The 24,129-nt window shown below is 55.4% G+C and carries 21 protein-coding genes; 11 read left to right on the plus strand and 10 right to left on the minus strand.

Annotation, left to right across the window (positions count from 1 at the left end; translation table 11 throughout):
- Positions 1 to 58: 58 nt before the first annotated feature.
- The gene (locus CKV99_RS06770; protein WP_092257029.1) at positions 59 to 865 is read right to left on the minus strand and encodes a hypothetical protein; all 807 of its coding nucleotides are present in this window, start codon (positions 863 to 865) and stop codon (positions 59 to 61) included.
- An 11-nt stretch (positions 866 to 876) separates the two neighbouring features.
- Positions 877 to 3,963: a DEAD/DEAH box helicase gene (locus CKV99_RS06775; protein WP_092257026.1), complete on the minus strand. Its 3,087-nt coding sequence runs from the start codon at positions 3,961 to 3,963 to the stop codon at positions 877 to 879.
- Positions 3,964 to 4,101: 138 nt separating this feature from the next.
- Between CKV99_RS06775 and putP the strand changes: the two genes are divergently transcribed.
- From putP to CKV99_RS06790, 3 genes are all read left to right on the plus strand, one after another.
- Positions 4,102 to 5,733, plus strand: a complete 1,632-nt coding sequence (putP, locus tag CKV99_RS06780; RefSeq protein WP_092257024.1) for a sodium/proline symporter PutP — start codon at positions 4,102 to 4,104, stop codon at positions 5,731 to 5,733.
- Positions 5,734 to 5,740: 7 nt separating this feature from the next.
- Positions 5,741 to 6,436 carry an HNH endonuclease family protein gene (locus tag CKV99_RS06785; protein ID WP_092257021.1) on the plus strand — a complete coding sequence of 232 codons (696 nt, stop codon included), beginning with the start codon at positions 5,741 to 5,743 and terminating at the stop codon, positions 6,434 to 6,436.
- 112 nt (positions 6,437 to 6,548) lie between these two features.
- The gene (locus CKV99_RS06790) at positions 6,549 to 6,764 is read left to right on the plus strand and encodes a hypothetical protein (RefSeq protein WP_092257018.1); all 216 of its coding nucleotides are present in this window, start codon (positions 6,549 to 6,551) and stop codon (positions 6,762 to 6,764) included.
- 326 nt (positions 6,765 to 7,090) lie between these two features.
- On the opposite strand, the gene CKV99_RS06795 is transcribed toward CKV99_RS06790, so the two are convergent.
- The 5 genes from CKV99_RS06795 to CKV99_RS06815 all read right to left on the minus strand — a co-directional run bounded on the left by CKV99_RS06795 (position 7,091) and on the right by CKV99_RS06815 (position 13,608).
- Entirely contained in the window at positions 7,091 to 9,403 is a 2,313-nt protein-coding gene (locus tag CKV99_RS06795) for a DEAD/DEAH box helicase (RefSeq protein WP_231910207.1), read from the minus strand.
- 542 nt (positions 9,404 to 9,945) lie between these two features.
- Positions 9,946 to 10,806, minus strand: a complete 861-nt coding sequence (locus tag CKV99_RS06800; RefSeq protein ID WP_092257015.1) for a metal ABC transporter permease — start codon at positions 10,804 to 10,806, stop codon at positions 9,946 to 9,948.
- Positions 10,781 to 11,485: a metal ABC transporter ATP-binding protein gene (locus CKV99_RS06805; RefSeq protein ID WP_092257013.1), complete on the minus strand. Its 705-nt coding sequence runs from the start codon at positions 11,483 to 11,485 to the stop codon at positions 10,781 to 10,783. Before CKV99_RS06805 ends, CKV99_RS06800 begins: the two co-directional genes overlap by 26 nt.
- Entirely contained in the window at positions 11,482 to 12,828 is a 1,347-nt protein-coding gene (locus CKV99_RS06810; protein ID WP_092257363.1) for a metal ABC transporter substrate-binding protein, read from the minus strand. The genes CKV99_RS06805 and CKV99_RS06810 overlap by 4 nt, the downstream gene beginning before the upstream one ends.
- Positions 12,829 to 12,891: 63 nt before the next feature.
- Positions 12,892 to 13,608 carry a ZinT/AdcA family metal-binding protein gene (locus tag CKV99_RS06815; RefSeq protein WP_092257010.1) on the minus strand — a complete coding sequence of 239 codons (717 nt, stop codon included), beginning with the start codon at positions 13,606 to 13,608 and terminating at the stop codon, positions 12,892 to 12,894.
- A 138-nt stretch (positions 13,609 to 13,746) separates the two neighbouring features.
- Here CKV99_RS06815 and CKV99_RS06820 point away from each other — a divergent pair, with 138 nt between their 5' ends.
- The 3 genes from CKV99_RS06820 to CKV99_RS06830 all read left to right on the plus strand — a co-directional run bounded on the left by CKV99_RS06820 (position 13,747) and on the right by CKV99_RS06830 (position 16,296).
- Positions 13,747 to 14,271, plus strand: a complete 525-nt coding sequence (locus CKV99_RS06820) for an alpha/beta fold hydrolase (protein ID WP_092257007.1) — start codon at positions 13,747 to 13,749, stop codon at positions 14,269 to 14,271.
- A complete protein-coding gene (locus CKV99_RS06825; protein ID WP_143063408.1) occupies positions 14,199 to 14,960 on the plus strand; it encodes an alpha/beta fold hydrolase in 762 nt (253 codons plus the stop codon). Before CKV99_RS06820 ends, CKV99_RS06825 begins: the two co-directional genes overlap by 73 nt.
- Positions 14,961 to 15,054: 94 nt before the next feature.
- Positions 15,055 to 16,296 (plus strand): ATP-binding protein, encoded by a 1,242-nt coding sequence (locus CKV99_RS06830; protein WP_092257002.1) that lies wholly within the window; start codon positions 15,055 to 15,057, stop codon positions 16,294 to 16,296.
- A 552-nt stretch (positions 16,297 to 16,848) separates the two neighbouring features.
- Here the strand turns inward: CKV99_RS06830 and CKV99_RS06840 are convergent.
- Entirely contained in the window at positions 16,849 to 17,100 is a 252-nt protein-coding gene (locus CKV99_RS06840) for a hypothetical protein (RefSeq protein ID WP_143063407.1), read from the minus strand.
- A gap of 488 nt (positions 17,101 to 17,588) precedes the next feature.
- Positions 17,589 to 18,164 carry a phosphoribosyltransferase gene (locus tag CKV99_RS06845; RefSeq protein WP_231910208.1) on the minus strand — a complete coding sequence of 192 codons (576 nt, stop codon included), beginning with the start codon at positions 18,162 to 18,164 and terminating at the stop codon, positions 17,589 to 17,591.
- A 188-nt stretch (positions 18,165 to 18,352) separates the two neighbouring features.
- On the opposite strand from CKV99_RS06845, the gene CKV99_RS06850 reads away from it, so the two are divergent.
- The 5 genes from CKV99_RS06850 to CKV99_RS06870 all read left to right on the plus strand — a co-directional run bounded on the left by CKV99_RS06850 (position 18,353) and on the right by CKV99_RS06870 (position 22,202).
- Positions 18,353 to 18,760: a (deoxy)nucleoside triphosphate pyrophosphohydrolase gene (locus CKV99_RS06850; RefSeq protein ID WP_092256996.1), complete on the plus strand. Its 408-nt coding sequence runs from the start codon at positions 18,353 to 18,355 to the stop codon at positions 18,758 to 18,760.
- A 397-nt stretch (positions 18,761 to 19,157) separates the two neighbouring features.
- The gene (locus tag CKV99_RS06855) at positions 19,158 to 20,189 is read left to right on the plus strand and encodes a DNA cytosine methyltransferase (RefSeq protein WP_169872692.1); all 1,032 of its coding nucleotides are present in this window, start codon (positions 19,158 to 19,160) and stop codon (positions 20,187 to 20,189) included.
- A gap of 3 nt (positions 20,190 to 20,192) precedes the next feature.
- Positions 20,193 to 21,083 carry an NgoMIV family type II restriction endonuclease gene (locus CKV99_RS06860; RefSeq protein WP_092256993.1) on the plus strand — a complete coding sequence of 297 codons (891 nt, stop codon included), beginning with the start codon at positions 20,193 to 20,195 and terminating at the stop codon, positions 21,081 to 21,083.
- Positions 21,084 to 21,125: 42 nt separating this feature from the next.
- Positions 21,126 to 21,380 (plus strand): hypothetical protein, encoded by a 255-nt coding sequence (locus tag CKV99_RS06865; RefSeq protein WP_143063406.1) that lies wholly within the window; start codon positions 21,126 to 21,128, stop codon positions 21,378 to 21,380.
- A gap of 408 nt (positions 21,381 to 21,788) precedes the next feature.
- Positions 21,789 to 22,202 (plus strand): (deoxy)nucleoside triphosphate pyrophosphohydrolase, encoded by a 414-nt coding sequence (locus CKV99_RS06870; protein WP_092256991.1) that lies wholly within the window; start codon positions 21,789 to 21,791, stop codon positions 22,200 to 22,202.
- A gap of 26 nt (positions 22,203 to 22,228) precedes the next feature.
- On the opposite strand, the gene CKV99_RS06875 is transcribed toward CKV99_RS06870, so the two are convergent.
- On the minus strand, positions 22,229 to 24,115 hold the full coding sequence (locus CKV99_RS06875; RefSeq protein WP_092256989.1) for a Z1 domain-containing protein: 1,887 nt from the start codon (positions 24,113 to 24,115) through the stop codon (positions 22,229 to 22,231).
- Between the last annotated feature and the right edge of the window lie 14 nt (positions 24,116 to 24,129).

A 24,129-nucleotide genomic window follows, 5' to 3' on the forward strand; every position in this document is an offset into this window, starting at 1 on the left:
GTTTTAGTTCTATCAGACGCCCCCGACATCAGCTTTGACCTGTGGGGATCGCCGCTTGCTAGTCACGCGTTAACTCGTCGTAAAGATCTTCGATATCAGCCACCGCACGCAGTTGATCAATATTGGTAAACGAGATTGTTTGCATGGCCTTGTGCAACAGGTCAATGTCGGAATCGTCCAGCATGGGGGCTACCTTCGGCGTCGGCAGGTCCGACAGGCCCCGTCCTGTCCAGAAGTACTCGGAGCCTTCGGCAGAGTTCTCCTTGGACACCGACGCAGCAGCCTCGCGAACGGTGCGCTCCAGAGAGTTCAAGTCCAGCCCCCGTAGCTGGAACAGTGCCGGCGGGTCCGCATCAATGCGCGCAGCGGCTTTCTCCGCCACAGCCACGGCATGTTTGCAGGCATCGGTTCGGTCCGGGCAATCGCAGCTAAACCACATGTCGCTGCTGTCTTCAGCCAGCAACAAGTCCAACACGCGGTCCTCCAAGGTTCCCCGGCGTGCCAGAGTAATTCCATTGGGAGTGCGCGCCAAAATTTCGGTGATCTCGGTAAGTTGGTCTGCATCCCTGTACGGCAGGCGCAAAACCACGTTGAACGGCTCATTCTGGGAGCCCGCAACTTGGCCGTGGATCGCACCGTTGCGCAGGCTAAGTGAAATCACATTGCCGTTAGCGGCGTACTGACGGCCTCGGGACACCCGACCCTGGTCGGCCTTCCGCACCGCCGCATTGAAGATACGCATGGCAGCTGGCGACCACGATTGACCGGTTGGGCGCGGTGGAACGTTTACTTCATTAGGGTTGCTAACACGTTTGCGCGCACCGAAGTTGGCGTAGATGACATTGTCTTTGCGAGGGCGTGCCATGGTCAATCCACTTACTCCTTTTCTGCCCGGTAGGCCATCAGGCGGTGCAAGTCATCAGGATCGAGTTCGGTAATCCAGCCTTCACCTTCGCCCACGACGGTACCGGCAAGCTGCATTTTTCCGTCAAGAACGTCTTGGATGGATTCCTCCATGGTGCCGCGGGTGATCATTTTGTACACGTCCACATTCTTGTCTTGGCCGATGCGGTAAGCGCGGTCAGTGGCCTGGTTTTCTACAGCAGGGTTCCACCACCGGTCCATGTGAATCACCATAGAAGCAGCGGTGAGGTTCAGGCCGGTACCGCCAGCTTTCAAGCTGAGCAGCATGGCGCGTGGGCCCTCGGCGGACTGGAAGTGGGCGACCATGTTGTCGCGTTTGTTTTTGCTCACTCCGCCGTGCAGAAATGGAATCTCTTCGCCGAGCCGGGATGACAGGTAGGGCTGCAGGATATCGCCGAAAGCTTTGTATTGGGAGAAGATGAGCACTCGGCGGTCTTCTTCTACCGCCTTACGCAGCAACTCCATGAGTTTTTCCACCTTGCCGGAGCGGTGCGCACCGTTTAAGGTCACCGGCGAGCCGTCGCCCAAGTAGTGCGCGGGGTGATTACAGATTTGTTTGATGCGCGTAATGGTGGCCAACACAAGCCCCTTGCGTGCCATGCCACTGCGCTCGTTCAACGCCTGCCGCATCGAATCGGTGAGTGCTTTGTACATTGCAGCCTGCTCGGTGCTCATATCAACAACCACGATTTCTTCGGCCTTTTCGGGTAGGTCGTCGATAATCACCGGGTCGGTCTTGAGCCGCCTCAGAATAAACGGCGCGGTCAGCCGACGCAGCCGCTGCCCCATCTCGGCGGCAAGGTTTTCATCACGCGAACCTTCGATGGCCTTGGCGAAATGATTGCGGAAAAACGTCGCGGAGCCCAAAATTCCCGGGTTCACAAAATCCAGGATGGAACGCATCTCACTGAGCCGATTTTCAATCGGCGTGCCCGTCAACGCAATGCGGTGGCGGGCAGGGATGGAGCGCACCGCTTTGGACGCGCGTGTCGACGAGTTCTTAATCGCCTGCGCCTCATCGAGCACAACGTGATCCCAGTCGAACTGGCTGAGCTCGGAGAAATCGCGGCCTACCACCCCGTAGGAGGTGATCAGCACGTCAAGCTTGTCCGTTGCCTCAAATAGTTCAGCCCCGTGTAAACGATCAGAACCGTGGTGAACTGCCACCTTCAATCCGGGCACAAACCTCGCAGCCTCGTTAGCCCAGTTGCCCACCACGGATGTTGGGGCGACAACCAAGGTTGGCCCAGATACTTCATCGCGGGCATGTTCCACCGCAAGCAGGCTCAGCAGCTGCAGTGTTTTTCCCAGGCCCATATCGTCGGCAAGCACAGCGCCTAAGTTGTTGCGGGACATGAAGTACAGCCAATCCACGCCGCGACGCTGGTAGTCGCGTAATTCGGCGGTGACAGTCTCAGGGATAGGCACCCGTTCCGGAGCCGGCCGGTCCTGGCCTCCAATCAGCGAGGTAAACCACGGGGAGCCTTCAAATTCCAGCGGTTCGCCCGCCATGGATTCCAGCGCGAGTTCACGCAGCTCGGCGGCGGTGACCATCCCGCTGTCACCGTCGGTATCGGCGCTTGCGGCTGCGTTGTACTGCGTGCGTAGGCGCTCAGCTTCGGCGGCGAGTTCGTCGGCGTCGGCAGCACCATTAGCGCGGGCAATTTCCGCACGCATAGAGGCCTGTTCCATACGCCGCTTCAACCTCTCGCGGGATTGCGCGGCGAGTTGCTCCATGTAATCGGAAATTTTGCTTAACGACGAGGTGTCCGCCAGCACCCACTCGCCACGTAATTTGATGAGGCCAGATTTTGAGCGGACGAGTTCTGCCATTTCCTCGTCGGTAAGTTCAATATCACCGACCGAAAGGCGCCAGTCATACGTCAACAGCTGGTCAAAACCAAGGTGGGTGACAGTGGCGTCATCAGCTGGATCATGGGCGTGGGCCACGTGGAGCTTCGCGGTGGTTTCTGCGGTAGACCACGCGCGTGGCAGCATCACAGCAAAACCGGCAGCCCGCAGTGCAGAAGCATCATGCTGAACAAACTCGACGATCTGATCGGTCGAAAGGTATGTATCCCAATCGCCCACGTTGGCGGGATCACCCTCCACACCACCAGACAGTGGTGGGTGCACGGTGGCGTCGACCCGCGAAGTGATCTCGATAGCGCGGCGCAACGAACTTTTTAGCTTTTCGGTACTCGACGGATCAAGCTCCGCCATCCGGATCGGCCGCGGCGAATCGGTACCACTGCGCACCTGCAGGCGCACAGGCCACTGTAGATCGCCGTCTTCTTCCTCCACGACGAACACCAACTGCACGTTCACAGCCGTGATCGAGCCGTTCCAGGCAGTGATCTGTTTCAGCAACTGGGGCCCACCGCGACGCAACGGCTGGGAGCGCAGCAAAGAATCGACGAAGTCATGCAGCGGGTACGGGCGCTCCTTCTCGAGCACCCCGCGCAAGCGGGCAGAAGTGATCCAGTGGATGAAGGTCTGCGCGATCGACTCCGACAAGTTGACATTGTTGACCACCACCACTCCGGGGGCGGCGGCAACCATGTCGGCCAACCAGCCACGCTCTTCCAACCCGGTACCCAGTTGCCACTCTGGGTACCACTGATTATCCATATACTGCACGCGAATGCTCACCCGCCCGGCGCGGATGAACCTAGTCAACCCCTTGTACAAGCGCACCAACCAATACAGGTCTGGTGCTACCGAGTCACGCTGCGTCTGGGTTGCCGCCGGCGAATCCTGGTCCAAAAATGAGATCTGGTCCAAAAAAGCTATAGCGTGTTCGGGAGCAAAGGCGGCGGCTGGGATCCGGAGAGTCACCTGGCGGCCTTTCGGCGTTTGGAGCGTGACACCCACGCGGCGCCGGAACTGGTCGTCGTGAAGCAATGCCTCGATCACAGGCGGGAAGGTGCCGGCTGGCACCTGCGAAGGCAAAACAATGCGGTGGCCTTGGACCTGCTCAACCCAGAGGTTGAGGCCGGAATCTGCGAGCCAGAGTCCGTGCACCAGGTAGTCAGCCATGCTTGTTTTACTCTTCTTCCTACAGTTAACGGTGATTAGGCCACGGCGGAAATGCTGTGTGCGCTATTGTCGAACAAGCCATTGTACCCGCGTAAAACACAACGCGTCAGATTCAAATCGAAGTGAAAGAAGACCAGTATGAGCGAAAACGCGTGGATGATCCTTGCGATTATCATTTATTTCGCCGTGATGATCGGTATTGGCTGGTATTCCTACCGCCAAACCAAGAAGTACGACGACTACGTGCTAGGCGATCGCGGCCTCCACCCGTTTGTGGCGGGCCTGTCGGCTGGCGCGTCCGATATGTCCGGCTGGCTGTTAATGGGCCTGCCGGGTGCCCTGTATGTCTCGGGGTTGAGTGAACTGTGGATTGTCATCGGATTGCTCATCGGCACGTGGGCCAACTGGCGCTATGTGGCACCACGCATGCGCTCCTACTCTGAGGTGGCGCGCAACTCAATCACCATGCCGAGCTTCTTTGAAAACCGCGTGCATGACTCTTCCCGTATCCTGCGCATCCTGGCTGCCGTAATCATTATTTTCTTCTTCACCTTCTATGTGTCCTCGGGCATGGTGGCCGGCGGCCGCTACTTCGAGTCCACCTTCCAAGGTGATTATTTAACAGGCATGCTCATTGTCGGCAGCATTACGGTGCTCTACACCTTCATCGGCGGCTTCCTTGCGGTGAGCTATACCGACGTGGTCCAGGGCTTGCTGATGTTCTCCGCACTGCTCATCGTGCCAACCATGGCGTTTTTCTCCCTGGATGATCCCGGCACACTGTTCAGTTTCGCTACAGAAAACGCATACGGGCCCCATCTGGAGCCGAATGAGACCTACTTCAACTTGGTCGCTGGCGTATCCGCGGTGACGATTATCGGCAACTTGGCGTGGGGCTTGGGCTATTTTGGCCAGCCGCACATCATTTCGCGATTCATGGCGCTGCGCTCCCCTGCCCAGGCCCGCCAAGCCGGTAACTACGGCGTGTTCTGGGTGACGCTATGTTTCTTAGGCGGTATTGCCACCGCGATCATCTCCACCCAGTACTTTGCGGAGAAAAACGCCACGGTCACCGATACCACCAGTTACGAGACCATCTTCTTGGATCTCACCCGCATCATGTTCCACCCGTTAATAGCCGGTATTATCCTCACCGCCGTTTTGGCAGCGATTATGTCCACCATGAGTTCCCAGCTGTTGGTCACCTCTTCCGCCCTGGTAGAGGATGTTTACCGAGTGCTCGGGAAAAAGCGGGCATCCACCACCGGTTTGTTGCTAGCGTCGCGGCTGATGGTGTTGGCTGTTGCGATCGTCGCGATGCTTCTGGCTATTAACCCCTCGGACTCGATCCTGAATCTGGTCGGCTTCGCCTGGGCAGGATTCGGCTCCGCGTTCGGCCCGGTGGTGCTGGCCTCGCTGTACTGGAAACGCCTGACCGCCCCGGGCGCAATCGCGGGTATGGCCACCGGCGCTTTGGTCTCGTTTGTGTGGGGCAATCTCGATGCTGATTGGGCCACAATATACGAGATCGTCCCAGGGTTTATCTCCGCAACCGTAGTGCTGGTCGCGGTCTCACTACTGACCAAGCCAGACCCTGCGGCGGAAGCCGAATTCGACGAGGCCGTCGCAGTGACCAACTATTCCGCAAAGCACCCCACCACCACTTTCGAACAGGCCCGCGAGCATGTCGCCGGCGACAGCAATACAACTAGTAATCCACCCCACACTTCCGCGGCAACGGGAACCAACGGAGGGTCCACCGCAGTCTAACTAAGGTATGCGCCCAGCAATCCGCGTGTACCTCGCCTGCCTCATCCTGCTCACGCTTGTCACCATCCCGCTGCCCCTGCCGTCTTTTCTTATCTCAGGCACAACGACAGGGGCTAGCGCTCGTGAACTGGCAAGATTTCTGGACCACACCCCCACCAGCCCGCAACGCGCCACCGTTCTTGGGTACCAACGCGAAGAGTTCGGGCCCGGCTGGGCGACACTTCCGTCTGGCTGCACGGTAAGAGAACAGCTTCTAGTAAAGCATTTTTCGCTTCACGACGACATCCCTTCCGAACTCTCACAGCCGGGCTGTGTCTCGTCGTTAAGCGCGCTCGACCCGGCTGTGGTAATCCCGGACCCGTATACAGGCGAAGACCTCGTGCGCGCCGATGTGGAGATTGATCATGTGGTGCCACTATCTGCAGCGTGGGACATGGGGGCCTATGCGTGGGACGCTCAGACACGCCACGCCTTCGCCAATGACCCTGCCAATTTGGTGGTCACCTCGCGTGCAGCGAATCAGGAGAAGTCGGACCAGCTGCCTAGTCAATGGCTGCCACCGGACAAACGTGCACGGTGTACGTACGTGACTACGTTGGCGCATGTGACCTACCGCTACTCACTTGCGCTGCCCGCCAGCGACAAGACAGTGATGCGCAAGCAATGTCGGATGAGTATCGGTGAGTGGCTCCTCCTAAGCTAAACTTGACTATTTCCTGTCGCCGTCTTCATAAGCGAGGCTTCGATGCTCTCCTCCTTCCTCATCTTCCTGCACGCTGCCACAGCTGCTCCACCGCTTAAGCTCCAGCTACGGCGTGCTTTCCGCCCTGGTTTCCCTGCTGGGTGCCGCCGTACTGTTTCTGGGCTGGTCGCAGTACAAGACAATGTGTCAATACCACACCTCTCTTGTAGTGGCAGTGGTTGGGTGGGCAGTGCTCATCGCAATGGTGATTCCTCAGCAAAAGACCACCATTGGCGGAGGCGTTTTCAATCTAATGTGGATCATCCTCCTGATCCTGATGTACATCTAGTACCCGGTTGCTGCTTGTTGCCCCCTCCCCACGCCAGCTGCTTGTTGCCCCCTCCCCACGCCAGCTGCTTGTTGCCCCCTCCCCACGCCAAAGGGAAGTAATCACACTTTGAGGTCTGTCACTTGTGCCCCATTTTTAGGCCAAACGGTAAAACCTCACGGTGTGATTACTTCCTTTTGCGGTAGAGGCAGTAGCGCGGTGGATATTAGCCGCAGCGCTAGCCGCCCAGCGCACCAGTTTCTGCATAACAAAAGGCGCGCATTCTTCTCACAAGAATGCGCGCCTTTCTACTCGGGCCTATCCAGTTCAGCAGGGCCTAGCGGAAGTTAGTCGCGCCATCCGCCACGGCCACGGCGGTTATCGCGGCCTCGGAAGCCGCCACGTCCACCACGACCATCGCGATCACGTCGACCTCGGTAGCCACCACGGCCACCACGGCCACCGCCGCCACCACGGTTGTGGCCTGCGCCTCCACCAGCATCCTTTTCAATATGGATGAGCTGACCGGAGATACGAGTATCTCCCAGGCGATCCAGGACCGAGCCATCGAGATTCTTCGGCAACTCCACCAGCGTGTAATCCGCTGCGATGGTAATGCGACCGAAGTCCTTGGAGCTCAAGCCCCCTTCGTTGGCTAGCGCACCCACAATAGCGCCGGGACGCACGTGCTGGCGCTTACCCACTGCCAAGCGGTAGGTCTCAAAATCACCGTCGCGCTCAAAGCGGTCTCGTCCACGTCCACCACGGTCGCGGCGACCATCACGGTCCCACTTGTCGCGATCGCGTCGATCACGTTTCTGCTTTGGTGGTTCCTTCATAAAGAACTCTTCGCCTGCTTGCGCCTGGGTAGCCAGGGCTGCTGCCACATCCTCCATCGGGATGTCATTGGCCTCAGAGTAGTCCTTGACTAGCTTGCGGAAGATATCCATTTCCTTAGATTCCAAGGACTCAGTGATGGAATCAGCGAATTTCGCCTTACGCGACTCGTTGACCTCGTCAACCGTCGGCAATTCCATCTCTTCAATCTTCGCGTTGGTCACCCGTTCAATGGAACGCAGCATGCGGCGCTCGCGCGGGGTGACAAAGAGAATTGCCTCACCGGTACGCCCTGCACGGCCGGTTCGGCCAATGCGGTGCACGTAAGATTCAGTGTCGTTCGGAATGTCATAGTTGAACACGTGGCTAATGCGCTCCACATCCAAACCACGGGCAGCCACGTCTGTTGCTACCAGGATGTCCAAGCGGCCGTCGCGCAGCTGGTCGACGGTGCGCTCGCGCTGCTGCTGGGCAATATCGCCGTTAATCGCAGCCGCAGAGAATCCGCGTGCACGCAGTTTTTCTGCCAGTTCCTCGGTTTCGTGTTTGGTGCGCACAAACACGATCATGGCCTCGAACTCGGTCACCTCGAGGATGCGGGTGATCGCGTCGAGCTTGTTGCGGTGCGCGGTGAACAGGTAGCGCTGGGTGATGTTGGTGTTGGTGCGCGTCTCACTTTTGACGGTCACCTCAGCCGGATTACTCAGGTACTGCTTGGAGATGCGGCGAATTCCATTTGGCATGGTTGCCGAGAACAGTGCTACTTGCTTCTCTTCTGGGGTGTCTTCAAGAATGCGCTCGACATCCTCCTGGAAGCCCATGTTGAGCATTTCATCGGCCTCATCAAGCACCAAGAAGCGCAGGTTGGAGATATCCAGCGTACCCTTTTCCAGGTGGTCGATGACACGCCCTGGCGTACCGACGATGACCTGCGCACCACGACGCAGGCCTGCCAGCTGTACGCCGTAAGCCTGCCCACCGTAGATGGGCAGCACCTGGATTTTGCCTAGGTGGTCCGCGAAGGACTGGAAGCTGTCCGACACCTGGAGCGCCAGCTCGCGGGTTGGCGCCAGCACAAGTGCCTGCGGGTAGCGTTCCTTTGGATCAATTTGGCTCAGAACAGGAAGCGCAAAGGCAGCGGTTTTACCGGTACCAGTTTGCGCCAGGCCGACAACGTCGCGGCCTTCCATCAGCAGTGGAATAGTCTCTGCCTGAATAGCGGAGGGCTGTTCGAAGCCCACCTTCTTCACGGCAGCCAGGACCTTCTCAGGCAGACCGAGGTTATCGAAACCGTGATCGGCTTCAGCAGCGTCGCCAGCATCGGCTTCAGCAGCGGCTTCGGCAGCGTTACCAGCATCGGCTTCAGCAGCGTCGCCAGCATCGGCTTCACCAGCGTTACCAGCATCGGCTTCACCAGCGTCGCCAGCATCGGCTTCACCAGCGTCGCCAGCATCGGCTTCACCAGCGTTACCAGCATCGGCTTCACCAGCGTTACCAGCATCGGCTTCAGCAGCGTTACCAGCATCGGCTTCACCAGCGTTACCAGCATCGGCTTCAACAGCGTCGCCAGCATCGGCTTCAGCAGCGTTACCAGCCTGATCGACGTGCTCTGTAGGTTCTTCGGTTGGTTCTTCATTGGCCGATTCCGCGTCTGCGGTTTCGGCGCCGGTATCCTCAGAGTTCGCCGCATCCCTGGTGTCTTCTTCAGTGGCGGAAGCAGTTTCCTGCTCTTCCACTACATCCTGCGGGTTATTCTGAGTTTCCGACTCAATAACAAAATCCGGCTCGTTGACGTCGCCGGTGACGTTTTCGGAAGTGCTCATTGCTAAGAACAGTACGCTATTGGTTGATTTTTCACCATTCGCCCACAAAGGGTTACCCCGATCTAGAAACTAACCACGGAGGCGTGGCTTCAATCCTTGCTCGCATTAAATCTTAATTGACCTTTGGGTCTACGAGGTGTGGTGCTGGGCGTTTGGGCCTTAAACAGAGAAGCCGGTCCAACTGGCTCTGGTGCACCAGTTCTCCAGTTCCTCAGGAACATTTCAAGGCCGGTAAACCAGTATATTCCTCGGGCTATAGTGCGGGATGTCATTTGGTTGCCAATTTACCACTCACACTATGTGATGAGGACTATACCGGTTTGGGTTTTCTGTGAAGGACGAACCTTCGGAAGCAGTCTGCAGTTGCAGAAGTGCTGGCCTGTTGATGTTTCGCCACTGCCCCGCTGAGGGTGCCTAACTCAGCGGAAGGGCCGCTCACGGCTGCCTGCACTCGCTCACGGCTGCCTGCACTCGCTCACGGCGGTCTGCACTCGCTCACGGCCACAGTAGTCTGCAGCGCCAAGGATTATGTTGTTTCCTTTTTAAGACGCTGCACTTGCAGCCGGAACTGTACCGATCCGTGTGTCCAATGAACGCTGCACTGGGCGAAGACGGCGCCAGATAATGGCCAGCAGAATCCCTGCTACGGCACTCATCACAATCGATCCGCCAGGTCGCACGTCGATGGTGTAAGAGACAGTCAGCCCTACCGTCATGTGGATTACGCCAAGGAGAACGGAAACAGCCATTGCTTGTAGGTAGCTGCGACACAAGATGAGAGCTGTGGCCACGGGAAGCACCATGAGGGAAACTACTAACAATGCGCCGACCACTTTGGAGGCTAACGCCACGGTGACGGCAGAGAGAACAGTAAAAATCGAATTGATTAACCCCACATTGGTACCCGATAACCGGGCCAAGGTCGGATCAACGGAGACATCCAGGTAGCCACCATAAAACACCACCGACGCAGCAACAACAAGGACGAAAACAATGGTGGTCAGCACTACGTCTAGGCTTGTGACGGCTGTGATAGAGCCGAACAGGTACGACTCGAAGGAGCGCCCCGATGGCGCAAGGTCCGACAAGATCACAGCTAAGCCGAGCCCGGCCGACAAAGTAACTGCTGTGGCAAGGTCACCGTATTGGGGCCACTTTCTCCTAATTAGTTCGATCATGAACGCACCAATGACAGCGGCGATCATCGCGCCTATTACGGGGTTGAACCCAGCGATCAGGCCAATGGCAACACCGGCCAGCGAGGTGTGTGAAAGGGCATCCGACATCATGGACGTGCGCCGGTTGACCATCACCACCCCGATCAGCGGGATGGCCACAGCCAGCATTAAGCCAACTAGGAATGTGCGGCGGACAAACTCAAACTCGAGAAACAGCGTCAACATGGCGCAGCTTCCCTCCCTCCATGGTGTAGGTTGCGGTGACGTCTAGGTGCTCGTTCATCGTGGCCACGTCATGGGTTACCACCAATACGGTCAATTCTTGGGTGGCAGTAAGTTCGCGTAGCAAATGCAGGAAACCAACTCGGCTTTCTTTATCCACCCCGGCGGTTGGCTCATCCAAGACCACCAATTTCGGATCCGCTAACAGTGCGCGCGCAATCATCACGCGTTGCTGTAGTCCACCCGATAATTCGCCGAAAGGCACGTCCAAAATATGCCCGATGCCCATTTCTTCAAACTTTTCGCGGGTTTTTTCCAGGTGCTTGCGCCGCGGGATTTTCACCACGCCGAAGTCGCGCGCAAGCCCTTGGACTGCTAGTTCTTGAGAGGTGATGGGAAAGGAAATCTTGGCCATCACATTTGATTGCGGTACGTAGCCAACGTGGTGTAAATCGGCACTACCACGCACATCTTTCCCCAAAATCCGCAGGTCACCACCATCGCGTGGGAGTTGGCCGATCAGTACTTTGAGCAGCGTGGATTTGCCGCAGCCGTTTTCGCCGGTGAGCACAACGGTCTCGCCTTGGTAAACATCTAGGTCAACGCCTTTAAGCACCGGGAATCCCCCATAGCTAAAGGTGACGCTTCTAGTGTGCAGGATTTCTTGTCTGTCGTCCGTCACGCTGGAGTACTCCCTTCCTGATCTGGTGAATAAATAGACTGGTTAAGGTTGCGCAAGTTCATTTCCAAATAGCCCACGTAGCCTTCGTCGTAAAGCCCATCGTTCGGGTCAACGATTTCCATGGATGCCAGTGGTAACGCTTCCACCCCGGCCTCATCGACGATCGTCGTTATGCCCGGATCTTCGTTGCCGAACTCGTAGTACACCACCTCTAGGCCTGAGTTGCGGACGTGGCGCACTGTGTTGACCAGCGAGTACAGGCTTGGCGATTGGTTCGTCGTTAAGCCCTGTAAGCTCATCTGCTCCAAAGCAAAGTCGCGTGCTAGGTAGCCAAAGGCATTGTGGGAGACCACAAAGTCTCGCCTCGATGCGTCCTTGAATTTCTCTTTGTACTCGTTCTGCAGCCGAGTCAGTTCGCGAACCAGTCCGGAACGGTTTTTCTGGAAAGTGCGCTCTTGGTCTGGGAAGTGCTCCCTTAATGTGGATTCGATGGCGTTGCAGTAGCGTTTTGCGTTGATCACCGAAAGCCACGAGTGCGGGTCGAACGTGACAAAATCTGTGCCCGTGCTCGAGCCTTCAATCACAGGATCAAGTGGAATCTCCTGGTCATTGCTATCGACGATGCGGTAGCTCAAGATTTCCTGGGACACACGGTCGGCAGCGAAATACCACTGGGCGCTGCCTTCAGGAACAGTGAAACTGACCGTGCCGGACTCATGCCCCATGTCAATATCGAACACTTCGCCGTCTACTAGGTCAAAAGTTTCGCGCTGGGCGACCGGCACGCCCTGGGCGCCCATCACGTCGCGGCCTTTTTGCACAAGGTCATCTGTGGAAGTGCCTTCACTCGCGGTGAAAAACGCGGCGCGCATGTTGCGTTCGTGGGTATGCCCAAACACAATGCGGTACTGCTCACCCGGTTTAAGGTCAACCGCGGCAAGGAATTGGAATTCGCCTAGTGCTGCGGCACCTTTGTAGGTGATCAGCTCCACGTAGTCGCTAAGTTGCAGGATGGGTAGGTCAGGGAAGTTGGCTTGGACTTGGGGCAGCCACGCCTCCATATTGGCCCCGTTGACAACGAGCAGGTCAGCGTCTGCCAAGGACCGGATTGCCTGGGGCGAAGGTTCCCACATGTGTGGGTCTTGCCCGTCTTCCATGAAGCTGCGTACCTGAACGCCATCGCCCGCAATGGTTTCCACCAGGCTGCGGATGGGGTAAAAGGAGGCGTACACCAGTGGCGCGTTGGGGTCAGGTGCAGGGGCTTGACGACGAGGGCTGCACCCCGTTAGCAACGCAGCCCCACCGACAGCGCAGAGGGCGAGAAAGTTTCGACGAGTAAGCATAGTGCTTTTGACCTCAAAGTGGCCAGCGCTAATCACGCTGGCCACGTTTAGTACTGGTAGAAATTAGTGATGGTGGTGGAACAGGGTCTCTGCAATCTGCTCGTCACTACCCTCACCTGGGGCGATGAAGGTTGGGTACCAGTGGTCGTCCGCGTTCATTGCTTCGTCTACCGAGTCGCCGTAGCGCATGTGGTAGTGTGCCAGAGTTTCTTCACCGTGGAGTGGCATCAGCAGCACATACTTGTGTGGCGCACCCTCATCACCTTCAAAGACGAACCAGGTGAAGGTGTTTCCGTCATGCTCGTCTTCGATGGACTCGCTGAAGGTGTACTTGTATCCGTCTTCTGCAGAGCCTCCGGATACTTCCTCGATGGTGTCGAAGAATGCGATATGGTCTGCGTCAATCACCATGCCGGCGAAGTCTGTTTTGCGAGCCTCATCGACTTCTTCCAAGACTTCTTCGACAGATTCGCCGTGCTCTTTGGCGGCTTCTTCTGCAAATGGCTTCATCTCATCGGTCTTTGCCAGTGCCCCGAGGGAGACCCACTCGCCTTCCCAGTCCGCCAGGGTTGCCTTGGACTGCGTATCAGAGTCAGAGTCTGATTTGGTTTCGGACTCGGATGAAGCAGTGTCATCTGCTGCTGTGGTTGTGGTTACTGTTTCTTCAGCCGTCGTAGTAGCGCCGTCTGCGCCTTCTTCCGACTCAGCGCAGCCTGCTAGGACAAGTGCGCTTGCTGCAAGGACAGCAATCTGGACACGACGAGAGCGAGTAGAAAACATCTATAGACCTCCAATGATTTACGATAACCACCCTATCTATTCAGGGTAGCCTTACCTTATCGCATACAATAACACTTCCGGAAGCTTTGAGAGAGAAAATAGCCACGAATCACATTGTGTGCCCGGTATCATAGTTGCATGCCATCGCAGATCGAACGCAGCTCACGCTCGGTTTTCTCCCGCTATGGCGCTGTTGTACTGCGCAAGTTGTCACAAGACCGATACCTCAACCTTGCCTATCTTCGCAGCAGACCCCAACCTCCCCAGCCTGTACTTTTCGTGCCCGGCGGGCCAGGAATGTCGTCGATAAGCCCCTATGCCACCCTGCGCAAGGCTGCTGCCAACAAGCACATTGATTGGGTGATGGTGGAACACCGAGGTGTGGGCCTATCGCGCAAAGACACATCCGGGGCGGACCTGAAAGTTAGCGATGTCACGCTCACAGCCGCAGCGGATGACCTAGCCGCAGCACTTGATGCAGAAGGGGTTGCCAAGGCAACCGTGTATGGTGCAAGTTACGGGACGTTTTTGGCGCAGATTTTCGCCGTGCGCCACCCTGAGCGCGTTAACGCTTTGGTGTTGGACTCCCCATGCTTGACCCGCAGGATGATCTTGCAATGGCGCGCGCTTATCGACGACAACTCCTGTGGGACGGCACCATAGAAAAAACGCGTGAACTGGCACCCAAAATCCGCAAATTAGCAGAGATCTATCCGCAGGCTGAGCTTGCCCATGTGGTTCAAGTTGTGTATGAATTTGCTGGTAGCCAGGTGCTTTCTGATTTAGCTGATGCATGGCGGGCCGGGCGGATGCTGCGCCTGTGGAAGTGGCTGGCCATACTAGGCAGCGGTGAAGTTGAAGGGGCTGGCACACCGTTTCTAGTGGAGCCTGATTTGGTGCAGGGCATCAGTTTTGGCGAGGCAGGTTATGGGCTTGCCCCTGATGGTGAACCGCTTGACCCGCAGTTATTTTTCCAGGATGCGGCATCACGCATGCCGCCCTTTACTGGGCCGCCAGTGGATCTGCGCAAGGCGGCCAAAAATTACCGCTTCCCGGTGCTGGTCCTTTCCGGAGCCCGGGATTTAAGGACTCCCCTGCCCGTTGCCCAGCGGCTAGCGGAGCTGATCCCTGATGCGTATTTGGCCATACATCCTGACCATGGGCACAGCTTCTTAGACACCCATCCGTTTTTTGCCCTGCAGGTGGTTGATCTTGTGCGCAGCGGCAATATCCAAGCTGTAGCCAGACACATGGATGCTTTAAGAACAATCCGGCAACCGGCGACGCAGCAGCTGCTCTGGAGGGTGCTTGCCGGAAGCGCACGGATTGCGCGCCTGAAAATGGGTTACTAGGACTTCTGAAAATGGGCTACTAGGACTTCTGAAAATGGGTTACTAGAACTTCTGAAAATGGGTTACTAGGGTGGAATTCTGCTAGTCTTCCAGTATGAAATACCTGCCACGCACGATCGATCGTGAGTTAGATGAGTTGCTACCGATCGCACCAGCAATCGCAATAGACGGCCCAAAAGGCGTTGGCAAAACAGCAACTGCTGCTCGACGTGCTTCCACTATCTGGCAATTGGATGACCCCCAGGTACAGCAGCTGGCCCAAGCTGATTTTTCACTAGAAACAGTTTCCCAAACCCCACTTCTTATAGACGAATGGCAGAAATATCCGCCTGTGTGGGATTCGGTTCGCCGCAGAGCCGATGCCGGTGCCCCTCCGGGAAGCTACCTACTCACAGGTTCTGCGACACCATCGAGCGAGGCAGGTACGCATAGTGGTGCTGGGCGTATTCTTTCGCTTCGCATGCGCCCCATGGCCATTTATGAACGCGGCGCTACCTCACCGACCGTTTCTTTGTCACAGTTACTTTCCGGAAAAGCTGAGGCAATCGGAGGCGAAACTTCATGGTCGGTCAAAGACTACGCTGCAGCGATCATCAGCAGTGGCTTTCCCGGTATGACGGACCTTCCTCCTCGGCTAAGGACTGCACAGCTGGATGCTTATCTTTCGCGGATTATCGATCGCGATCTTCCTGATGCTGGTCGACACGTCCGTTTGCCTGAAGTCCTCAGCAGGTGGATGCGCGCCTACGCGGCCGCCACTGCCACCACAGCTTCCTATTCCACGTTGCTTGATACCACCACTGCTGGCGATGGTAAGCAGCCCAATAAAGCGACAACTGCCGCGTACCGCGACCATCTCACTGCAATTTGGATTGTTGATCCGCTCAAGGGCTGGCTGCCAAACCATAATGAATTTAAGCGCGCCCAGCAAGCGCCAAAGCATTATCTGGCAGATCCTGCGCTTTCTGCACGGTTGCTCCGAATTTCTGAAACTTCTTTGTTGACCCACACCATGTTTGGCCCGCTATTTGAAGCTCTCGTCGTCTTAAGCGTTCGTGTTGCAGCTCAAGCCGCACAAGCAGAGGTGTTCCATTTGCGATTAAATGCCGGAGAACGTGAAATTGACCTCATCGTAGAAGGTGATGAGGGGCAGATCATCGCCATCGAGGTCAAGCTTGCGCCGGTTGTCACAGACCATGATGTCCGCCACCTCAACTGGTTAGCTGACCAGCTCCCCGACCAAGTTGTGGAGCGAATCGTTGTAACTACTGGGCAGTTTGCCTACCGTCGGCCCGACGGTGTGGCCGTAGTGCCCTTAGCCCTCTTGGGCGCTTAAGCCTGCACTCCACAACAGGCGGGAACACTTATCGACGATCAGGCCAAGCACCTTCACTTATTTGATTCCGTGTTTTCCGCCGAGCACTGTCATACGAAGTCCTCACGACTCAAGGTGCACACGCGATCTAGTTTCAATGGTTGAGTCCCGCAGCACTTCCTGGCTTGAGGCTTTCTGCGCTATACGTCGCCTATCAATGGACTTTGACCTAAACAGCCGAAAAGTACCGCGAATGGGACTGCCTGAGGTGTTCTTCACTTTCACAGGCTATAGCTACTATTTCCAAGTCTGGATTGTCGTTTGTCCCATCCAGTCTTAAGCGCTCCAAGGTCGCATCCCGGAAGGAATCGTAGGGAGTTAGTTCTAATTCGCCTGTGCGGCGGTGGTACTTAATTAAGAAAGATGTCATTTTTGTCCCTCATGGGGTTTGTATGCATCGCGACGACGGTTCAACTCAGATTGGGTGTCTTCTAGTGTGCCATAAATCTATTCCGAAGCACTTTAACTTCGTTTCGTGGCACTTTCGCTTGGTCTGACAATTCTTCAATTTGCTTAACAGAATCCGACAGCGGTTCTGATCTGTATCTCAGCTCTCCCCGCCTTGGCACGGACGTGCAAGTGTACCGCGCGGTACCCAGAATGAGGAGAGTCAAGGTAATCCTTGATGTCAACTCTCGTGGCTCCTTCAAGCTTCAGATCTTCGGCGAAAAGATTAGCTACTTGCCTCTGCTCGGTTAAGGTCAAATCACAGTCAAACCGAATACCGGCTATATCCTGAACATTCAGGAGCGGAGTGTTCCCCATGCGTCTCAGCTTCTCCAAAAGCGTTGCCGCAGTTTTACCCGGGCAGACAAAACGTACGACTTTGAATCGGGAAGTACCTCTCCCGCCCCTCTGTCTTTCACGGGAAGTGATAAATGATTAATTGATGCCACAGTTTTCCTTGAGCATTGACTCTTGTTTTAGAGTACGGTGGCGACTGTTCCAAGAACTTTCCGCTCTCGCTGCGACAATTCACAATTTATCTCCCCCGATAGACGCAGCCGTTGTTTTACAGATAACCGCCAGTTTACGATGTCGTAGCGCCAACTCCGCGCATGGATCCCACTGAAACGTGCCTTGCTCTTTTATGAACACTTTCCCTACGGATGCACTCGGTGATAGAAATGAGGGAGTATCATCACTGCGGTGGAACGGGCTGCAGCTACCATTGAGAAATTCATCCTAGAGTGGCTTGAACAACAGGTTATCAACCCCCGTATGCTACAGAACGGATCTAAGATGACAGAGCTTTAGCTGCCATCTGTGGTGATCACGGGCTGGACGGACCAGCAGAAATTGATCCACTTGTCGGTTTCCTTCCAGGAGTAATCCGGGTGGAAGGTGGTAGTGGGTTTGGTGTAGATCACCGCGGAGCGCACCTCAACGGGAATCTTGGGGCTGTTCGGGTTCAGGTCTTCGTGTTCGAGGATGCGGCACACCAGGTTCAGTGTTTCGCCGGAGTCCGCTACGTCATCCACCACGAGCACGCGCTTGCCCGCCAGGTTCGACGAGTCTAGGTACGGTGGCAGCAGCATCGGCTCTGGCAGGGTTTGGCCGATGTCGGTGTAGAACTCCACGTTGATGGAGCCCAGTGGTTTGATGCCCATCGCGTAGCCCAGCGCGCCGGCTGCAATTAGGCCACCGCGTGCCACCGCGATGATGAGGTCTGGCACCCAACCTGAGTCCACAATCTGTTGTGTGAGGTCACGGCTTGCTTCGCCGAAAGTCTCCCACGTCAGATTTTCCCGGTCCGGATCGAACCACTCTGGTTGGTGCACACTCACCGCCGAAGCTCCCTTCGCCCTTTCAAGGATCTGTTTCCTCATAGCTTAAATGGTTTCGTGCCGTGTTGCTCAACCTGCCACAGCTTTCCACAAAACCGCAGGACGCCTGCAATGCAGGTGGGTTTCGCTTATCGACGATTACCCCTGCCAAACCTTTACCTATTAGTTGGCCGGGGGCACTCCCCCTTCTCACGCCCTGACAGCTTGCCGCGTCCGTTAGCCTTAGACGCATGGCAAAAGTTATCGAGGTCGCCGGTGCCGTGTTCGTCCGCGGCAACACGGTGTTTGCGGCCCAGCGCGGCGAGGGTAAAAACATGGCTGGCATGTGGGAATTCCCCGGCGGCAAGATCGAGCCTGGTGAGACCCCCAAGCAGGCGCTCGCCCGCGAGATCCGCGAGGAACTTCTCGTTGAGGCGACCGCCGGAAAGCACATCACCACCACTGCTTATGAGTACGACTTCGGCACAGTCAACCTCGCCACATACTTTTGCACGCTTGCCGACGACGCCTCCCCGACTCTCACTGAGCACCAAGACGCTCGCTGGGTGCCTGTCGACGAACTCGACCAGCTCGACTGGGCACCGGCCGATATACCCACAGTTCAGTTAGCAATGAAGCAGATCAGACTACTGGCTTGAGGCCCCTCGCAGCCGTATCCCTGCACTTCAACAAATCAATACAAATATTCCGCACCTACCCCGAGATTCACCTGAAATCTGAATAAAGGGGTTGACCCATTGTGTGACCTACCTCTTGCATTCGGCTACACTGCGCCTTTTCACTTAAAGGCAACCATCGCGAACACCTTGCCGCTGAGCATAGACCCCCTAGAGGGTCGGAAATGCCTCCCAAAAGCACCAACCCGAGATTTGGAACAAATGTTCTATAATGGGCGTTCGATGTCGCCTTATCAACTAGTGTTTTTTAACAACGCGAAGTACATTAGGAATTCACCAAAGGAGCTTTGTAGTGGATAGCAGAAAATCGTTATCGGGCTTAGCTGAGAACAATGCGGGCAACCCCAGTGCAGCCTCTTTGCCCTCATTGACTTCCATTGAAATCTGCGCAGGTGCCGGTGGGCAAGCTCTCGGCCTGGAGCGCGCCGGATTTGATCATGCAGCGGTTGTGGAAATCGAGCCCTGGGCCTGCGAAACTCTACGCTTAAACCGTGGCATCGATAGTGGTTCAGAAGTGCAGTGGCCGGTCTACGAGATGGACGTACATGACTTCGACGGCACCCCGTGGAGCGGAAAGATCGATCTTTTGGCTGGCGGTATTCCGTGTCCCCCGTTTTCCATTGCAGGAAAGCAACTAGGCGCAGACGATGAAAGAGATCTGTTCCCTGAGGCACTGCGCCTTGTAGAAGAGATCGACCCGCCCTCTGTCCTGCTTGAGAATGTTAAAGGCCTAGGGCAGAAAAGATTCGATTCTTATCGGGCGCAGATTATTCAGCGCTTAAATAACTTGGGCTACTCAGTTTTTTGGGATCTTTTCCAAGCTGCAGATTTTGGTGTACCGCAATTAAGGCCGCGCTTTATCCTCGTCGCTTTAAAAACTGAGTACGAAGAATATTTTGCCTGGCCCAAACAACAGGTAGAACAGGTGCCGGTTGGTCAAGCACTGCATCATCTCATGGCTGAAAACGGTTGGCCAGGTGCAGACCAGTGGGCGAAGCAGGCTGACACGGTTGCCCCGACCCTAGTTGGTGGATCGAAGAAGCATGGCGGGCCAGATGTGGGCCCTACCCGGGCGCGGGAAGCATGGCGCAAACTTGGAGTGAGGGGCTCGTCGATCGCAGAGGAAGCACCAGGGCCCGACTTCCCCGTCAATGACCCGGGTAACTTGCCACGGCTAACGGTGGCGATGGGAGGAGTCGTCCAAGGTTTCCCGGAAGATTGGATTTGGGCGGGTGGAAAAACTGCCCAGTGGCGCCAGGTTGGCAACGCTTTTCCTCCGCAAGTTGCAGAGGCAATAGGCCGTGCTATTGCTTCAGCATTAGCAAAGCATCCTTTAGCGAGTGGAGAGGAACCCGCTACCCCTGCCCAGCCTGTCCTGGAGGTTGTCTAAGCAATGGCTGCTGGAATCATCACTGAGGCTCGTCAACGCTTTCATCAAAGTTTGATTGATAATGGAACGTTAGCGTTCACATCTACCGGGAAGCATGGCAAGGTCGCCTCCAATGCTGACAAAAGCCAGCGGCAATCGGTAGAGATCGCAGAACATCTAGGCAACCAGCTCGGAGTCCAGGATGCGGATAAGCTCACAGGACAAACACAAGGCAAAAACTTCGAAGAGGCAGTGGAAAAGTTTTTGGCCCAGGTTTTAGAACATGTTGGCCATCTGCGCCCCGGCACCTGGCATGTAGTAAATGTCGGTGGGTCTCGTTCCATCGATCACCTAGCTAATTTCGAGCCCTACCGCCACCTGGCACAGTTGGAAGAAGCGATCGAGAAAACGCCTGAGCTATTATCTGTACTGGGTAACTCGTACGCGATTTCGCCTGATCTTCTGGTCACCCTTGATGCTTTTAGCGACGAGCAGCTCAATGCGGTAACCACTTTAGTGGATAAGGATAATTCGCATTTCTGCCCGATCCGTGCGATCAATCACCCGAATAGCTTGACGACGACAGCTTTTGTTCATGCGGTCATTTCCTGCAAGTGGACAATGCGCAGTGACCGTTCTCAGAATACCCGGTCGGAAACTCTCAATTTGATCCGCAACCGCAAAGGGCGGGCACCCCACATGGTCGCGGTCACCGCCGAACCTACCCCCAGCCGAATTTCCTCATTAGCCCTGGGAACTGGTGATATCGATATGGTCTACCACTTCGCACTCGACGAGCTCATCGTCGCAGTCACCGCGTGCGGGGACCGCAAAGCCACCGAGCTGCTTAAGACATTAGTGAACGGCAACCGGCTGCGAGATATATCAGATCTTCCGCTAGATCTCCTCGTCTAAGGCTTCCTTTTGCAACGGACCCCATACGCTGGTCTGTGTCACGTGGAGTCAGCGGTCTATATCGTTGAACGGTCGATAATGGAATACCTCGATGACCGTGAGTTCTTTTCTTTTGACGAGCTTAACGATGCTATCGCCACCCGGGTGGAATGGATTAATGATCGCAATGAGTTCCGTAAATCGACTACATCACGGCGTGAGTTGTTTGCTGAGTATGAGCGCGGGACGTTGATGGACTTGCCGAAGTATCCGTGGTCGTGGCCGTACGATTGCCCATCTCGCCACCGCTTCCTCTGATCATTTGCTTTTGTCTTTAATAATGGCGGACTTTGTTGTTCGAGGAACTTCCCGCTTACATCATCTGAGAATTCATAATTAACTCTCCCCGATCTATAGAGTCTTCGGCCCACAGGGCGCCCGACATTTAATAATTGTGTCGCTGCGTGCGAATACTTCTCTACCGAGAAAACATCTTAGCTGTTTCAAATCCACTTACCCCAACGTCCACTGACACCCATGCGTCGCACTGTAAGCGGTAATAATGCCATCACGCCGCCACCTCGACACGTTTCCGCAGGACGCTTGCAATGCAGGTGGGTTTCGCTTATCGACGACCACCCCTGCCAAACCTTTACCTATTAGTTGACCGGGGGCACTCCCCTTCTCACGCCCTGACAGCTTGCCGCGTCCGTTAGTCTTAGACGCATGGCAAAAGTTATCGAGGTCGCCGGTGCCGTGTTCCTCCGCGGCAACACGGTGTTTGCGGCCCAGCGCGGCGAGGGCAAAAGCATGGCCGGAATGTGGGAATTCCCCGGCGGCAAAATCGAGCCTGGTGAGACCCCCAAGCAGGCGCTCGCCCGCGAGATCCGCGAGGAACTTCTCGTTGAGGCGACCGTCGGAAAGCACATCACCACCACTGCTTATGAGTACGACTTCGGCACAGTCAACCTCGCCACATACTTTTGCACGCTTGCCGACGACACCTCCCCGACTCTCACCGAGCACCAAGACGCCCGCTGGGTGCCTGTCGACGAACTCGACCAACTGGACTGGGCGCCGGCCGACATCCCTGCGGTACAGCTCATTACACGTTTGCCTACATACGGGATATACCCTTAAAACTGTTGCCCCATCCTATTGCATTGTCACTCTTGAATCCTGTAGTAAACATTACCTTCCGGGAGCTTAATGTTAGGTACCCAAATTGGATTAGATGCCCAACCAAGATTTCCTTCAATCCGGTAAAGCACAAGTACCGCCGTCGCGTTAATTGAGTCCGAAAGGGCTCTATCTTTCGGAGACAGCAAGCTGCCAGTGGCCTGACTAACCTTCCTACCTGTGCGAATCACCAGTGCAGATTGGTGACCGGGGTTCTTCTTTAAAAGGGTTAGTAATGCTGAAGTATAATTCTCGATAGGAAAATCGTCAGGATCAGTCTCGAAGTGGGAAAGAATCGAAACAAGGGTTTGAGAACTAACCCAGATGAAATTCTCACCCGCAGCTTCGAATCCTCGGAGAAGCTCATCCAACTGATCCATATTTGGTACAACGGGGTTCTCGGCAAAGTAATTCACGCCCCCGACAATTGGACGTATGAATTCCCGATTCAAAACGGAACTTCGCGTCGGCTTAATCGAATCATCAAGTTGAACATTGATTGCGTCGAGTGTGACACCTTTATCTAACTGATTTTTGATCGCTTCATTTCCACGGTGAACTTCATGGAAATTCTTCGCAATTCCCGCAGGCATGAAGATCCTCATGAACTCCAGACGCCTGTCGTAGCCGAACATTCTAGCGTGTTGCCATAATGTATCTGCCTGTGGTGTCTTCGTTTCACGAGAGTAGAAGACAGTTTGTAGCGCGGGAATCGTGAGCCCTCTTCCCAAGGAGTCGCCACCAACTACCACATTGCAACCAGCTTTCAGACCATCCTCAGCAATTGCAGCATTGTCCGAATTTACAATGGTAAAACCGACTTCATGGCGTTCCAAAAATTCGAGGACTCGCACCGCTATCTCTTCATCACTCAATTCCGCATCGCTAGTTTTCTTCAAATCATCCCAAATCTGTGAAACGGATTTTCTAACTTCATCTGTGTCGAAGTTGGATAGCATAAAATCGATTTCGCGTTTTACATCAGCTTCTGCTTGAACATGATCTTCTTTGCGGCGACTTGGGTGCACCAGCATATTGCAAGCAAGTTCACCCTTAGCGAGTAGATATGCAGCGGTTACAATAAATGTCCGGACCGCATGAGTGAATTCTAGGGACTCAGCGCTTTCCGTACTCCCAACTGCTCGAACGAAAGGATTCGGCAAACGATCAAAAAGTTGAGCACCCCCAATGTAGCCTTTACCAGGGCTAAAGGAGAGATAGTAATCCGGGCGCCACTCGTCAATCGCAGCTTGAAGCAAAATCGATTGTGGGGTGCCTGTTACCTGGAGATATATACATGCGGGAGATAGGTTCCTAATCTCAGTTAATTTTTCGTTTACCGGAGTGATACCACCCTGGTTGACTTTCGCGTTGAGACTACCGGCATCAGCCTCGTCATCCACGATAAGCATCGGTTTGCCGTGGAGTGCATCTGTGGTGGAAAGTATCTCTTTCCACCGTTTTAGCACACTGACATTCTTGTTGAGCACGACTATATTCGGCTGGTTACGCTCTAAGAAATCCACCGAAGCTTTCGCGGTTACACGGAACCTCCGCTCGTCATCAGGCCCACACACCTGTGCAGCTGGAAAGGCAGTGAGAATTCGATCGAATGTCTGACTCACCAGTCGGGTATTGTCAGAAGTCAAAAAGAGAATCTGCTCGAACCCATTCTCGATCGCCTTACCAACTACCCCTAAAACGTGCGAAGTTTTTCCACTTTGGACATCACCGTACATCAAGCATTGACGGTAGCTGACGAAGTCGAAGCTCTCGATGACTTCGCGTTCGAATCGTTCCGATGTCTGATTAATAGCGTCACGGTAACTTCCCTCCCCATACTGAGACAAATACATGTCGTAGTGATTAAACATGACTCTTCCCTTGA

The sequence above is a fragment of the Corynebacterium cystitidis genome (assembly GCF_900187295.1).
GTDB classification, from domain to species: Bacteria; Actinomycetota; Actinomycetes; order Mycobacteriales; family Mycobacteriaceae; genus Corynebacterium; species Corynebacterium cystitidis.